Raw genomic sequence first — 14,449 nt, forward strand, 5'->3', positions numbered from 1 at the left:
TGTATCGGTGGTGTGACGTCATCGCACATTTAGAAGGATCGGAGGCTGATCGCGCGTGAATGTTTGACGGTTGGATCGCTAATAGAGCCCCAGCCAAGATCATAGGAAGCACATGTGTTCCCTATTCGATGTCGTCTTCAGGAAGCCAGCGCTGTGAAGCATTCATCGCAGGCCCATTTGCCACTAAGGCGGTAGTTGACGAATTCGAATCAGGAGATTGAACGGTGAAACGGACTTATAGAAGATGTTTGATGGTTGCCACACTCGTGTGCGGGCTGGCGGGCGCATCGGCATCGGACGTTCAGGCAAACGGGGCGTGCTTTAGTGACCTTTTTGGTGGATCGTCCGCGTGTTGCGACGACGTCTGCTGCGACGACGCATGCATGACCGAGTGCTGCTGTGGAGATGCCGAATGTGATTCCTTCGGGTGTTGCGACGACGGGAGCTGCGATTCACTGTCTTGTTGTGACTCGGCCGGGTGTGCGGAATCGTGTTTGCCGAAGCTCGACAGCTTTGCGAAAAAGCTCGGATGTGGAGGCTGCATTCAAAAGAGCGATCAGTGCTTTGATGACTTCATCAGTCCGATGATCGACTTCGTGCACTTTGAGGATCCTCGGAACGTGACCGAGTTGCGTCCGATCTTCGTGCATCATCGTTTTCCTAACCAACTCGGCCCGGGCAATATTCCTGCCGGTGGTAGCCTGCAACTCTTCGCGTTGCAGTTTCGGATCGCGTTGACCGAACGATTAAGTTTGATCGCGGTCAAAGACGGTTATGCGATCGACAGCAGCGAAGGTGCGTTGGATGGGTTGCTCGATTCAGGATGGGCCGATGTCACGGCAGGCTTGAAATACAACCTGATTCGCAACGTTAAAACCGGCACGCTGTTGTCGGCCGGTTTCACGTATGAGATTCCGATGGGCAGCGAGCAAACGTTGCAAGCGATTGGAGATGGTCAATTTCACTTCTTCGCCACCGGTGGCCAGCGATTCCTCGATGGCAACGCTCACGTGCTCAGTTCGGTCGGCTTTCAAATGCCTGTCGATCAATCGGTGCAAAGCACCACAGTGCACTGGAACAACCACATCGACGTTCGATGTCATGACAAGGTTTATTTGTTCACCGAAAACTCATGGTGGCACTGGACCGATGACGCGGATGCCGGCAGTGCCTTCGGTGTGTCCGGATTGGACCTGTTGAATCTCGGTGATACTGCGGTGGAAGGTAACGACGTTGTGACGCAGAACGTTGGCCTGAAACTGAAACCGAAACGCAACATGGAACTCGGGATGGCGTACGAATTCCCGTTGACGGATTTCGAAGACATCATCCGCGATCGTTGGACCTTCGACGCAATCGTTCGCTACTAGGTCGTAGGCGAATTGATCGTACTGAAGTGAATTTTTCGTTGGAACAATACGAGAACCGCTTGCCCGACGACTCGGGGTGGAAACGCCTCGGGTCGTTTTTTTGTTGTGACGCTTCGATTTCGCCCGAGCACGTCGTGCACCACAGGCCGTCATCGGCGGCGGTATTCTGTCTGTCGTCTTCGTAATCGAGGCGGCGTTAGGTAGGCCATTGAGCTAAATGCGTGGAGGCCGTCGCAACCGAGATTGAGGAGCGTGCCAGGGAATCGGCGATTCTTGGAGGTCTTGCTTCACCGGGCTGACCCCGCTTTTCGCCGCGTTCTGTGGGGAATTTAGGGGGCCGCGAGGGCGAGATCTTCGAGACCGGTTGGTGTCACCGTTCTGCACATGACGGCTCCGCCATGCTAGACTTTGCCAACGTGGTTTCGGCCACTTAAAAATGCTATTTTTCATTTTGGCTCTCACCTTTGGCGTTCAATCATGTCCACTGTCGAATCGATGCAGGCCGACGCAGAGGAATTTCGCAACCGCTACACCGCGGTACGCGAGATGATCGGTCGTGTGATTGTGGGCCACACCGACATCGTGGACGGTGTGTTGACCGCAATGCTGTGCCGCGGCCACTGTCTTCTCGAAGGAGTCCCAGGGCTCGGCAAGACGATGTTGGTGCGAACGCTCGCCGAGGTGCTCGAGTTGCAGTTCAGCCGAATTCAGTTTACGCCCGATCTGATGCCTGCGGATATTTTGGGCACGAACATGATCGTCGAGGACGAGAGCGGACGGCGCAAGTTTGAGTTCCAACGCGGCCCCGTGTTCACCCAAATTTTGCTCGCCGACGAAATCAACCGGGCCACGCCGAAAACTCAGTCCGCCATGCTCGAAACGATGCAGGAAGGCACCGTTACCGCAGCGGGAACGCGATTCGAGTTGTCACAACCTTTCTTTGTTCTTGCGACGCAAAACCCGATCGAGCAAGAGGGGACGTATCCGTTGCCCGAAGCTCAGATGGACCGGTTCCTGTTCAAGCTCGTCGTCGGCTATTCGTCACGCGAAGAGCTCGGAACAATCGTCGATCGGACGACAAGGGGCGAACATCCGACCATCGAAAAGGTAATAAACGGCGATGAAATCATTCGCTGGCAAAAACTCGTCCGCGAAGTCATTTTGGCGCCACACGTTCAGGACTACCTCGTGCGTTTGACCATGGCTACGCACCCACAGGGCGCGCACAGCGTTCCGATCACCAACGAATATGTTCGCTGGGGAAGCAGCCCCCGTGGCGCTCAAACACTCGCCTTGACGGCCAAGGTTCGCGCCTTGCTCGATGGTCGGTTTAATGTTTCATTCGAAGACATTCGACGTGTGTTTTTGCCCGCGATGCGGCATCGAGTGCTGCTGAATTTCGAAGCCCAGGCCGAAGGCATCGAAACGGATCAAGTGTTGCTCGACATCCTCGAAAAAGTACCCGAAAAAGCGGAGTGAACTTTCGTTCTCCCCTCCAAATCTCTCATCAATTGAAAATTAATGTCCTCGCCAGGTTCGATCGAAATCTCGTCACAGTTGCTTCGAAAGCTACACCGCATCCATCAACAACGCGCGGATTTGCAGGGGCAGGCCCGTCGAGGACCGATGCAAATCAAGGCTGTCGAATCATCGGTCGTTGCGGCGCAGGCAGAGCTCGATAACGAAATCGCGGTTTTGAAAAAAACTCGCATGGTGTCGGATGAAAAGCATCTGCAACTGCAAAGCCGCGAGGCTCATGTTCTCGACCTGAATCGAAGGCTCAACGAAGCGGCGAGTAACAAAGAATTCGCGTTGCTGAAGGAACAGATTGCGGCCGACGAACAGGCCAACAGCGTTCAGAACGATGAGATCTTTGAGATCCTCGAACGGATCGATACTCTTGAATCGGGTTTGGTTGAAACGAAAGCCAAACTCGCCGAGGCAGAAACCGAGCGAGACAAAAGACTCGCCGAGATTGAAGATCGGCAGAAAAAAATCGCGATGGACCTCGAACGCGTCGAGATCCAACTCGAGGAGGCCGAGACGTTGCTTCCTGTTGCGGTCCGCGGCGATTACAAGCGTTTGTTGGAAGCCCGCGGTGAAGAGGCCCTCGCCCCGATCGAAGACGAGTCCTGTGGCGGTTGCTATCAAACTCTGACCACGCAGGTCGTCAGTCAGGTCATGTTATCGAAGCTGACCTATTGCCCCAATTGCAACGCGATGTTGTACCTCGCCGAAGATCGATACGTTTGATCGGGCATTTGCGAAACTCCCTGTTTCTCCGCGGTCAATTGATCCCACGCGAGGTTCACAAACCAGGTTGAGATTTACTGCGTAGAGCTGACTTCGGTAAACAGGTTGCACTGTCGTTGGTAAATCGGTTTGCTCCGTCGAGAGGTGTTCCACAAGATCTGCTATGCAATTTGATTTCACCCAATCTCCATTGCAGTTGCTACTTCGTCGTTCATTTGCCGGCTTCGCGTGGTTGTTGCTCGCAGGCTCCTACGGGTTCCTGTCTGAAACGCGCGGTTCAGCCGCGGAGGTTCGAGCGGAACTATCTACCCGCGAAGCTTACGTCGATGAACCGATCGAACTGAAGGTTGTCATCGAAAACGCCGAAGACATTCGCCGCCCTGAAATCCCAGACGTCGACGGGCTAGAAATTCGCTCCTCTCGCGCGCCGTCGCGTAGTTCGGAAACCTTTTTCGAGAACGGCAGGGCGAGATATAAGTCGTCCGTGATCTTGTATTATTCGGTGACAGCCGAGCGGACCGGTGAGTTCGAAATTCCACCGATACGGGTTTCCGCGTCAGGACAAAATCTCGCCACCGAACCGGTGAGATTTGTCACGATTGACAGCGAGACCGGCGATCTGTTGTTTGTCGAAATTGAGGGCAAACAGGACCGCGTCTACGTGGGCGAACCGCTCGACATGACGCTCAAGATTTGGATCCGGCGTTACCGTGATCGGCAATTTGAGGTCACGTTGGACGAGAGATCGATGTGGTCGACCCTTTCGCGGCAGACGTCATGGGGAAGTTTTGCCTCGAAGATGCAAGACCTCAATGACCAACGCAAACGACCGGGCGGACGTGAAGTGCTCCGCGAGGACGGTGAGGGAACAAAGCGGAGTTACTACCTCTTTGAAATCGACGCGACGATCTACCCGAAACGTCCCGGCCGAATTGACGCCAGCGACGTTGACGTGGTGTTCAATTACCCGGAGGAACTGGATCGATCGGTCGATCCAATCGACAGGTTCTTCGGCGGTTCGCCACTGTCGCGTTTGATGGACGATGAGTTCGGATCGCCGTTTGGTTCGGAGCGGCTAGCGATTACGAAAACGCGACCCATCCGGGCAACCGCGAGCGTAGACGCGACCGAGGTCTTGCCGATCCCGACGCAAGGACGTCCGGCGAATTATCAAGGTGCGGTTGGACGGTACGAGATATCGGCTCGTACGAATTCTCGCTCGGTCCGTGCCGGAGATCCGATCACTTTGCAGATTGCGGTCAGCGGCGACGGGCCGTTGGAATTAGTGCAGGCCCCACCCCTTGATGTCTTGAACGAGGGGTTTCGCGTCGATCAGCAACCTTTGGCCGGGTTCGTGCAGGATGATGCTAAATATTTCACGACGACGGTGCGACCACGGAGTACGTCAGTGACCGAGGTCCCCGCGATCTCGATGAGCTATTTTGACCCCGAATCGGAACAATTTCAAACCATCGCGACTCAGCCGATTTCGATCGACGTGAGTGAATCTGAAACGTTGGGGATGGACGCGATCGTGAGTGATTCCGATACGGCGAGGCGTGCGTCGGAGGCAGCGGAGTCTTCGCCATCGGACGTTCAGAGTTTCTCTCCGAGTGCATTCTTGTTTCGCAATGAAGCTGACGAATCGATCTTAGTCAATCAACCGACTCGCTCAATTTTGCGAGCGGCGTTGATGCTCGTTCTTTTGCCGCCGCTCTGTTTTGTTGTCGTGTTCGCGATCGCCAACCGATCCCGTTTGACTTCACCGGGGCAGTGGTTGGGGTCTCGCCGCCAGAGAGCGATCAAGGTTTTGCGCTCGACGTCGCAGAATGTCGAAATCCCTTTGGTATGTGCCTCGTACCTCAATTCGTTGCGTGGCGCGGGGCGAGCGAACGCGACGGTAGACTCCATTGATGCGGATTGGTTCGATGGCCTCGGATTCCTGCGTCGTCACGGGCAATCAGAATTAGCTGCCGAACTCGAAACGCTTGCTCACGAATGTCGAACCGGTACCACGTCACACACCGTGATGGTTGATCAAGCGGTTGACTGGATTGAGCGAACCGACGCGGCGAGGAAGTCTCGTTGGAGAACCCACGGTTTGAGGCGACCGGATCCGAGTCGTTCGACGGTCAACGGCATTGGTGCCGGGCAAACCGTGGCGGGGATCGTTTTATTGCTATTGCTGCCGTTCGTCACTGCGGCCGCTCATGCCAGTGACGGCGATCCAGGATACGGCGTCGCTAGTGGAAGTGAACTTGGTCAACTCAAACCGCTATTTGAAGACGTGACGACGGAATCAGTGGTCAGTGCAAAAGCAGCTCCCGAGGCCGCGGGGCGTGAACCCAGTGGTAGTGAATCGGATGGAAGTGAATCGGAGGGACGCGACTTGGCACAGTCTCTTTCCCGATCGCAACGGTCAGCGTTGCTGGCAGAAGCGGACACGCTTTATTCCGAGGCGATGCAGGGCGTCTCGGACGACGCCAAGACGCAGTTCCTAGCCGCAGCGGAGAAGTATCAGCAGATTGTTGATAGTGGCGTGAACAACGGAAGCCTGTTTTTGAATTTGGGGAACGCGTACTACCACAGTGGTCAAACGGGACGTGCGATCGCGAGTTATCTGCGGGCCCAGTTTTATGCGCCAATGAGTTTTCGTTTGCAGGTGAACGGTTTGCTCGCACAGATTGGTGCCGGGGTGCCGTGGTCGATGTGGCGGGTGCCGTTGATCGGCATGATCGTATTGGCGTTCGGCTCGTTGTTAGGTTGGGGACTGTTGATTGCTCGTTTGTTTTCGCAGAACCGTTCGCTGGTGCGTTGGGGGGCTGTTTGCCTTGTGATCGCGGCGACGGGGGGCGTGATTTTGCTGCGTGAAAACACGTGGCAAACGGGAGATCACGCGGTCGCTGTCGTTGCCGAATTGGCGTTGCGGACGGGCGATGGCGAGTCATTCGATTTGGCCGAAACGCTCGATTCCGCCGAGGGAATGACGTTTGCCGTTGATAGGATTCGTGGCGATTGGGTGAAACTGCGGATCGAGGAAAATCGACTGGGCTGGGTGCACCGCAGTGATGTTGAAATCCTCAGATGAAAAGCGGTGGGGCGGCCTTGCGGTCCCTCGGTCGGATTTGATACCGCTGAGAGTGAAATACCCAGGTAGCGCGACGTCCGTCTTTGCGGCGGCGCCGGACGCTGCTTCGAAATAGTCTGATTTCTCGCCATGGAAGGCTCGTCAGGAATGTTTGCAGGACGAAATTTAACGCTTTTTGCCGTGATCGTGACCGGCCTCATCTCCCCGCTGGGGTTAGGATTTTCGCTATCACCTGCTGGGCCGCTCGGTTCGGTCGCTTCGGCAACCGAGGCCCAGTGGATTTGGGCTGGCGGGACAGACCGTGACCAGGCGATTGAGGTCGGCGAAACGTGCTGGTTCCGTAAGGTCCTCAACCTCCGTGAGCGTGGCGAAGGAATTCTCGAAATTGCAGCCGACGATGACTATGAGGTCCGTGTGAACGGACGTGTCATCGGCGACGGAAAATCGTATCGGCAGATGCAGGAGTTCGAAATTTCGGACTATCTGGAAGTCGGTCGCAACGTTGTCGCGGTCCGAGTCAAAAATACAAACGGCGATACCGCCGCTCTCGTCGCGCGTGTGTCGATTCGACCCGAGGGCGATCAGAAGTGGTACACGTTCAGCAGCGATGAGACTTGGCGAACGAGCCTCAGCGAAGAGAGTGCGTGGGACAATCCGATGCTCAACGATCGGACATGGGACACGGCAACGTCTTTTGGCGTTCTAGGCGAAACCGTACCCTGGGATCGGGAAAAGACTGTCGCTGTCGAAACCGAAAAAGAACAAACCGAACGATTTCAAATTCAGCGTGGGTTCGGCGTCCAACGCGTTCTTAATGATGAACAAGTCGGATCCGTGATCGCGATGGCGTTCGATGAATTCGGACACGTTGTACTATCGCAGGAGCAGGGACCTTTGTTGATCGTGGTTGACCGCGACGACGACGGTATTCCGGAAGACGTTCGCACTTATTGTGACAAAGTTGAGTCAGTGCAAGGCATCCTGCCGCTCAACGGGGAAGTCTTCGTTACCGGGAAAGGTCCCGAGGGAACGGCACTGTATCGCCTATCCGATACGAACCGCGACGGAACGCTCGAAAGTGTAAAGACAATCTTGAAATTTCGCGGTGAAGGCGGAGAGCACGGGCCACACGGTCTGCGCCTCGGTCCCGACGGAATGATCTACGTCTCGTTAGGAAGTCACGTTCAGCCGATCGGCAAAACAGGCAAAGGTGAAACCCTTCGCGATATCTACGAAGGTGATCTGTTGCCTCGCTTTGAAGATCCCGGCGGGCACGGTCGCGGTGTGAAGGCACCCGGCGGAACGATCATTCGGACCGACATCGATGGTGACGTCGTTGAACGCGTCGCCGGCGGATTACGCAATACATATGACTTGGCGTTCCATCCTAGCGGCAGTTTGTTCGTTCACGACGCGGACATGGAAGCCGATGTGGAAACACCTTGGTACCGGCCAACGGCATTAATGGAAGTCACCGAATCGGCTGAATTTGGATGGCGCACGGGTTGGGCGAAATGGCCAGAATATTACTATGATCGCGTTCCAAATCTACTCGATACCGGTCGCGGTAGCCCGACGGGGATTGAGTGCTATGAACACCACATGTTCCCGGTCCGATATCACGACAGTATCTTTCTGGCCGATTGGTCCGAAGGACGTATTCTCAATGTTCGTCTGAAATCGGGCGGAAGCGGCTATTCCGCGGACAGCGAAGTGTTCCTGAAGGGGACACCGCTGAATGTCACGGACCTTTCTGTCGGTCCTGACGGGGCATTGTATTTCTGCACAGGTGGACGTGGCACCGCCGGCGGTGTTTATCGCGTTGTTTACCAAGGCAAAATTCCTGATGCGATGAAACAGATCGGCAACGGCATCGCCGCCGCCGTCCGTCAACCGCAACTCGACGCGGCGTGGGCCCGTCAAGAAATCGCAACCATCCGTCACGAACTCGGTGACGATTGGAGTCGACAAGTCGCAGGCGTCGCGTATAGCGAAGACAACCCACCGTCCTACCGCATCCGGGCCATGAATCTGATGCAAATGTACGGACCCGCACCGAGTGAAGAACTGCTCGTTGAGTTATCTCGAACCGAAAACGAAGCTGTCCGACGCCGGGCTACGATGCAGTTGGGCCTGTCGCCTTCACGGGGCGCCGCTGCTCGATTGCAAGAACTCCTTTCCGATGGTGATGCACGCGTTGTTCGCACCGCCTGCGAAGCAATTCTCCGAAGTGCTCAATTTCCGAGCGACACGGAGCGTTTGATCGAATTGCTCGCTTCGCAAGACCGTACGGTTGCTTACCTAGCTCGGCAGGTGTTGCAGCGGATGCCGCTGGACACGTGGCGTGACGAAGTGATGACATCGGCTGACACCCGCGTCGCGTTGGTCGGTATGCTCGGTTTGGTTGCGGCCGATCCGACGAAAGAGACCGGCGGTAAGGTGCTGCAGCGTACCGGCAAAATGATGGAAGGCTTCCTCAGTGACAAAGACTTCGTCGATAGCCTGCGGCTCTGCCAAGTCACGCTGACTCGTTGCAAAATTCCGCCGACCGCGGTTCCATGGTTGCGAGATCGTATCGCTCAAGAGTTTCCGTCCGGTGACTCACGCATCAATCACGAATTGATCCGTTTGGCAGCGTACCTTCAAGCCGAATCGATGGTTCCACGAGCGATGGAGTTTATCGATTCCGATGCGCCGAAACTCGATCGCGTGTTGACCGCAATGTGTCTGCAACGAATTGATCGCGATTGGAGTGCTCAGGAGCGATTTGCGATGTTGAAGATGTACGAACGCATCGCGAGCGAAGATTCCGACGGATCACTTCCGATGTACATGGTCGCTGTCACGCGAGATTTCGCTCGGCATCTCTCCGACGACGACGTGCAAGCGATCTTGGATGAAGGCTCACGCTGGCGAAATGCCGCACTCGGCGCCATCTTCCGCTTGAAGCGTCCGATCGACGACGTGACCGCAGCCAAACTGCGTAGCCTCGACGACGAGCTCGTCGCTGAGCCAACGATCGATGACGTTCACCGACGTCTTCGTACCGGTATCATCGCGATGTTGTCGACCGCCACGGACGAAGAGTCTGCAGATCATCTTCGCAAGATTTGGCGCACCGAGCCACAACGGCGAGCCGTTGTCTCACTCGCGTTGGCTCAAAAACCCGATGGTGAGAATTGGGACTACCTCGTCCGAAGCCTCAATATTCTCGATGGCCCTTCCGCAGAAGAAATCGTCTCGAAACTGCGTACCGTGCCGATCGCAACTGACGATCCAATGGCCTTGCGTGCTCTTATCCTGATGGGACTGCGGCAGGAGAAAGACGGCGGTAAGTTTGAGAACGTGGAACGATTGCTCGAACACTGGACGGGGATGACTCGTCCCGAAGGAGCCGCACGGTCGATGGCCCTTTGGCAGCGATGGTATTCGAAAACGTTCCCCGATCGTCCACAAGCAGAATTGCCACGTGAAGACGAATCGAAATGGGACTTGGATCAATTGCTGACTTTCCTCGATTCGCCCGAAGGTGAATCGGGTGACCCGCATGCAGGACTGGCGATCTATCAGAGCGTCCAGTGTGCGAGCTGTCACCGTCACGAGGGAGCGGGCGTTTCGGTTGGCCCCGATTTGACGAACATGGCCAAACGCTTCACGCGTCGCGAGATCCTGGAATCGATCCTTCATCCTTCGCACGTGGTCAGTAACCAATATGCGAGCAAGAAAGTCTTGACCCTTTCCGGCAAGGTGTATGTCGGAATGGTCAGCACGATCGGGGATGAGTTGCAGATCCGTGATTCCAAAAATGAAATCACAACGATCGCGAGTGACGATGTCGATTCGATCCAACCGAGCGGCATGAGCATTATGCCCAGCGGCCTGATTGACGAACTCAGTCTGAACGAAGTGCGTGACTTGATGACGTACCTCGGGCTCGTCCGTCCGATCGAGATCGCATCACGTCCGCAACGCTAACGTGTCGACCGACTAAGGTCGTCGCCCGGCAGGTGACGTGAACTCAGGTTCGGGAGACCGCACGCCAAGCCCGAACATCGTTTGGGCCACAGAACTGCACGAGAATTGCTCCTCGTGCGGCGTAGCGATCGAAAACGAGTTCGTGAAATTCGTCTTCGCCTGGCCACGGATAGCTGTAGACGACTGAGAAATCGTCGAGTTCCAATCCGATTTCTTCGTAAGCCGTGGCCGTGTTGTGTCCTAGGCTCGGTAACGTGGGATCGTCAGCGAGTTCCTCCGATCCGGTGGGCAGGAAATTGCCGAGTACCAATTCCGGCTCAGCCGGCGTAGCCAGTGTTTGCTCACGATTGGCCTGCGGTTCGCTGCGTAGGGTTGCGCACCAATCCGAAACCGTTTTACGCCCGTGTTGGAGCAGCGTCGGTTCGGATTCGATTCCGATGCAGTCCCAGCCGAGACAATCGGCGAGCAAGGTGACAGCCGCAAAGCCGCAGCCCCATTCGACGAAACGATTGCCGATCATCATTTGCGACTCACGCACCCAGTCGAGTGTTTGGTAAACGAGTTCGTAATCTGCGGCGACGAATTGTTCGATCTGAGGAACGTCCCAACGATCTTGAAATGCTTCGATGCGACAGCGAAGGTCGTGTACCATCGCGTGAACAGGAGTTGGGATCGGCCGCGTGTCGAGGTTGCGTGGCAGCGAGATGGATTGCAGCATGAAGGTTGGTGTTGAAAAAGACAAAAATGAATGAAATCAAGTGGCTCGTAGGATCGCTGCCGCTCGGTCGCGGCATGATTGGAGATAGCTCGCGCCGAAAAGGTTAAGGTGATTGAGCAGATGGTAGAGCACGTAGACGTCGACGCGTCGCTTCCACCCGTCCGGCAAAGGATAGCGTGCGTGGTAGGCTTCATAGAACGACGCGGCGCATCCGCCGAACAGTTCGATCATGCCGAATTCCGCTTCGCGGCATCCTCGATAGACGGCCGGGTCGATCCAAACCGGTTCGCCACCGGGATCGGACCAAAAGTTGCCACTCCAGAGATCACCGTGAAGGAGTGATGTTCGGTTTTCACGTCCGATCAACCACTGGTCCATCTGATCGATGACTCGCTGCAGTTGGTTCTTCAGAGAGGTATCGATCAGGTTTGAATCCGACGCCATCCGCACTTGTGGCGCAATCCGCCGCTGGGCAACGAATTCCGGCCAGGAGTCAGCATCGCCGTCCCAGCGGTTGTGCTGAACCGTCGAGCCTAGGAAGTTGTCAACTTCCCAACCGATCTGATTCCCCGCCGAGGCGTGATGGTGTTGAGCGAGTGCATCGCCAAACTGCTGGTAGTTGGTGCCTTTCGTGGTGCGATCGATGAATTCGAGCAACAGATGCGACTGTCCTCCTGCGATGCCGACGCACAATACTTTCGGTGTTCGGATTCGGCCGAATTCGGCGAGATGTTGCAACCCGTTTGCTTCGCAGCGGAAATTTTCGATAAACGGGGCGGCGTTTTTCTTCCAAAACAGGACACGCTGAGACGAACGATCCTCTTGAATCGTTACGCATTCCGCGTCGCTGATGCATCCACCACCGAGCGGTTTTCGCGAAACAACGCGATAGTTCGCGTCGTTGGGCATCAGTTCAGCGAGTAGTTTTTCCGGGGACATGGTGTTTTGATAAAGGGCTTCGGCGAAACGCGAAAATGAAATCGAGGGACACAGGAGCCGCAGAGGTGGATTCAGTGAGGACGAGGCAGAATAGTCTGGGGAATTCCTATGGGATAGGAAGCAAAATGGATGTGTCCCTTTCTGGTGAGTCGCGTTAATCTATCAATTCGGTCATTTGTTTCAGTTGTGGGAAATGTGATGTCTCAGCATGCTCAAATTGTTCGCCGCCTTGCGGGGTTCGTCGGATTGCTTTTGCTCGTCAGTTTGAGTTTGGTTTGCCTACGCGGTCGAGTGGCGAATGCCGCCGAAACCGAATCGGCGTTGCCTTCTTTCGAATTGAAAGATCCGCTCGGATCGAGTTTCGCTGACTCCGAATTTCGAGAGGAGGGGACGTGCCTCGTCGTTGCGTTTCTGGGAACCGAATGCCCGCTGGCGAAATTATACGCGACCACACTTTCGGATTTACATCAGCGCTACCGAGAACGCGGTGTCGTGTTTCTGGCCGTGATGAGCAACCGGCAGGACTCGCTCGAAGAGATCGCCGCGTTTGAGCGTCGCAGTCGACTGCCGTTTCGTGTCGGCAAAGATCTCGGCAATCGATTCGCCGATGCGGTGGGGGCGCAACGGACGCCGGAGGTGTTCCTGTATGATTCGTCGCGAAAACTGAAGTACCGAGGTCGTGTGGATGATCAGTACGGAATCGGTACGATCCTCGATCAACCCCGGCGTAGCGATTTGCGAGAAGCGATCGACGAAGTGTTGTCTGGAGAAAAAGTGTCTGTTCCGCATACCGAAGCGGTCGGGTGCATCATCGGGCGTCGCAAAAATCGGAGTTCAGGCGTCTCGCAGCCTGCTGGAGTAACCTCGCAAAACGCTCTGAACGACAAGGTGACTTATCACGATCACATCAAACCGATTCTGCAATCGCACTGTGTCGAATGTCACCGTGACGGCGAGATCGGCCCGTTTGCGTTGAATGATTACGACGAGGTCGCAGGCTGGGCGGACATGATCGTCGAGACGACCGGCGACGGGCGGATGCCTCCGTGGCATGCGGGGACGCAGTCAACGGTGAAATTCCGAAACGAGCGAAAACTCACTCACGCGGAACTCAATCTGCTATCGCGTTGGGCGGACACCGGCACGATCGAAGGAGCCCCCGCAGATGACGAACAGGCATTGGCTCTGACGTCGACCGAGGACGAGGGGGTGCGAGGCGAAGATGGACGATATTGGCAATTGCCGCGACAGCCGGATCATGTTTTTCCGATTACCGAATCACCCGTGTCGATTCCGGCAACGGGCGAAGTGAAGTACCGATACTATCGTGTCGATCCTGGATTCGAAAAAGATGTTTGGGTTTCCGCCATGCAACTCCGTCCGGGCAACCGCAGCGTGGTGCACCATATTCTCGTCTTCGCCCGCGAGCCCGGTTCGACGCAACGGCTACATGCCCAACGTGGTTTTCTCGATGGTTACGTGCCGGGATACCGAGTGGAACCTTTCACGCGTGGGTATGCCAAGCGGATCCCCGCGGGAAGTGAGCTGATTTTTCAGGTTCATTACACGCCCACCGGGACTCCTCAAGAAGACCTCAGTGAGTTTGCGATTGTGGAAGCTGATGTTTCAGAGATCACACACGAGATACGGACCGACAGCGTCGTGCAAACACGATTAAGGATTCCGCCGGGCGAAGCCGATTACCGAGTTGCCGCAAATGGACCGCGTTTGCCCAAGGGGGCCGAGTTGCTGGCGATGATGCCGCATATGCATGTCCGCGGAAAATCGTTCCGGTATGAATTAGAGGCCGATCGTTCATGGTGGTCTTCGGACAGCAAGTCGACCGTGCTTCTCGACGTGCCGAACTACGATTTCAATTGGCAGACCTCTTATGTTCTCGACGAACCAATGAAACTACCCGCGGGAGGCCGTTTAGTTGGCCATGCCGCGTACGATAATAGTGAGAAAAATCTGAGCAATCCGGATCCGACCGCGACCGTCAAATGGGGCGATCAAACGTGGGAAGAAATGATGATCGGTTATTACCACTATGCCGTTCGTCGTTGAAGGGAAACCCAATGCGGCGTTCCCTGAAACGTATTCGCT

General features: G+C 55.7%; 8 protein-coding genes. 6 read left to right on the forward strand and 2 right to left on the reverse strand.

The genetic code is table 11. The features are described from left to right. Positions 1 to 251: 251 nt before the first annotated feature. From FHS27_RS05420 to FHS27_RS05440, 5 genes are all read left to right on the forward strand, one after another. The gene (locus FHS27_RS05420) at positions 252 to 1,370 is read left to right on the forward strand and encodes a hypothetical protein (RefSeq protein ID WP_246419137.1); all 1,119 of its coding nucleotides are present in this window, start codon (positions 252 to 254) and stop codon (positions 1,368 to 1,370) included. A gap of 477 nt (positions 1,371 to 1,847) precedes the next feature. Beyond that, positions 1,848 to 2,849 carry an AAA family ATPase gene (locus FHS27_RS05425; protein WP_184302762.1) on the forward strand — a complete coding sequence of 334 codons (1,002 nt, stop codon included), beginning with the start codon at positions 1,848 to 1,850 and terminating at the stop codon, positions 2,847 to 2,849. 42 nt (positions 2,850 to 2,891) lie between these two features. After that, entirely contained in the window at positions 2,892 to 3,623 is a 732-nt protein-coding gene (locus FHS27_RS05430) for a zinc ribbon domain-containing protein (RefSeq protein ID WP_184302765.1), read from the forward strand. A 163-nt stretch (positions 3,624 to 3,786) separates the two neighbouring features. Further along, on the forward strand, positions 3,787 to 6,711 hold the full coding sequence (locus FHS27_RS05435) for a BatD family protein (protein WP_184302768.1): 2,925 nt from the start codon (positions 3,787 to 3,789) through the stop codon (positions 6,709 to 6,711). Between the two features lie 129 nt (positions 6,712 to 6,840). Then, positions 6,841 to 10,686: a DUF7133 domain-containing protein gene (locus FHS27_RS05440; protein ID WP_184302771.1), complete on the forward strand. Its 3,846-nt coding sequence runs from the start codon at positions 6,841 to 6,843 to the stop codon at positions 10,684 to 10,686. Positions 10,687 to 10,729: 43 nt separating this feature from the next. On the opposite strand, the gene FHS27_RS05445 is transcribed toward FHS27_RS05440, so the two are convergent. Together FHS27_RS05445 and FHS27_RS05450 are read right to left on the reverse strand one after the other, a co-directional pair. Next, positions 10,730 to 11,404 carry a class I SAM-dependent methyltransferase gene (locus FHS27_RS05445; protein ID WP_184302774.1) on the reverse strand — a complete coding sequence of 225 codons (675 nt, stop codon included), beginning with the start codon at positions 11,402 to 11,404 and terminating at the stop codon, positions 10,730 to 10,732. A 36-nt stretch (positions 11,405 to 11,440) separates the two neighbouring features. Beyond that, positions 11,441 to 12,343 carry a fructosamine kinase family protein gene (locus FHS27_RS05450; RefSeq protein ID WP_184302776.1) on the reverse strand — a complete coding sequence of 301 codons (903 nt, stop codon included), beginning with the start codon at positions 12,341 to 12,343 and terminating at the stop codon, positions 11,441 to 11,443. A 198-nt stretch (positions 12,344 to 12,541) separates the two neighbouring features. On the opposite strand from FHS27_RS05450, the gene FHS27_RS05455 reads away from it, so the two are divergent. After that, positions 12,542 to 14,410, forward strand: coding sequence for a redoxin domain-containing protein (locus FHS27_RS05455; RefSeq protein WP_221224895.1), 1,869 nt, complete (start codon positions 12,542 to 12,544; stop codon positions 14,408 to 14,410). The last annotated feature ends 39 nt before the right edge of the window (positions 14,411 to 14,449 follow it).

The sequence above is a fragment of the Aporhodopirellula rubra genome (assembly GCF_014192335.1).
In the GTDB taxonomy this organism is placed as follows: domain Bacteria; phylum Planctomycetota; class Planctomycetia; order Pirellulales; family Pirellulaceae; genus Rhodopirellula; species Rhodopirellula rubra.

Excerpts from the sequence above, each read along its gene's own strand:
- FHS27_RS05420 (WP_246419137.1), top strand. The coding sequence starts at position 252 with ATGGTTGCCACACTCGTGTGCGGGCTGGCGGGCGCATCGGCATCGGAC.
- FHS27_RS05425 (WP_184302762.1), top strand. The coding sequence starts at position 1,848 with ATGTCCACTGTCGAATCGATGCAGGCCGACGCAGAGGAATTTCGCAAC.
- FHS27_RS05430 (WP_184302765.1), top strand. The coding sequence starts at position 2,892 with ATGTCCTCGCCAGGTTCGATCGAAATCTCGTCACAGTTGCTTCGAAAG.
- FHS27_RS05435 (WP_184302768.1), top strand. The coding sequence starts at position 3,787 with ATGCAATTTGATTTCACCCAATCTCCATTGCAGTTGCTACTTCGTCGT.
- FHS27_RS05440 (WP_184302771.1), top strand. The coding sequence starts at position 6,841 with ATGGAAGGCTCGTCAGGAATGTTTGCAGGACGAAATTTAACGCTTTTT.
- FHS27_RS05445 (WP_184302774.1), bottom strand. The coding sequence starts at position 11,404 with ATGCTGCAATCCATCTCGCTGCCACGCAACCTCGACACGCGGCCGATC.
- FHS27_RS05450 (WP_184302776.1), bottom strand. The coding sequence starts at position 12,343 with ATGTCCCCGGAAAAACTACTCGCTGAACTGATGCCCAACGACGCGAAC.
- FHS27_RS05455 (WP_221224895.1), top strand. The coding sequence starts at position 12,542 with ATGTCTCAGCATGCTCAAATTGTTCGCCGCCTTGCGGGGTTCGTCGGA.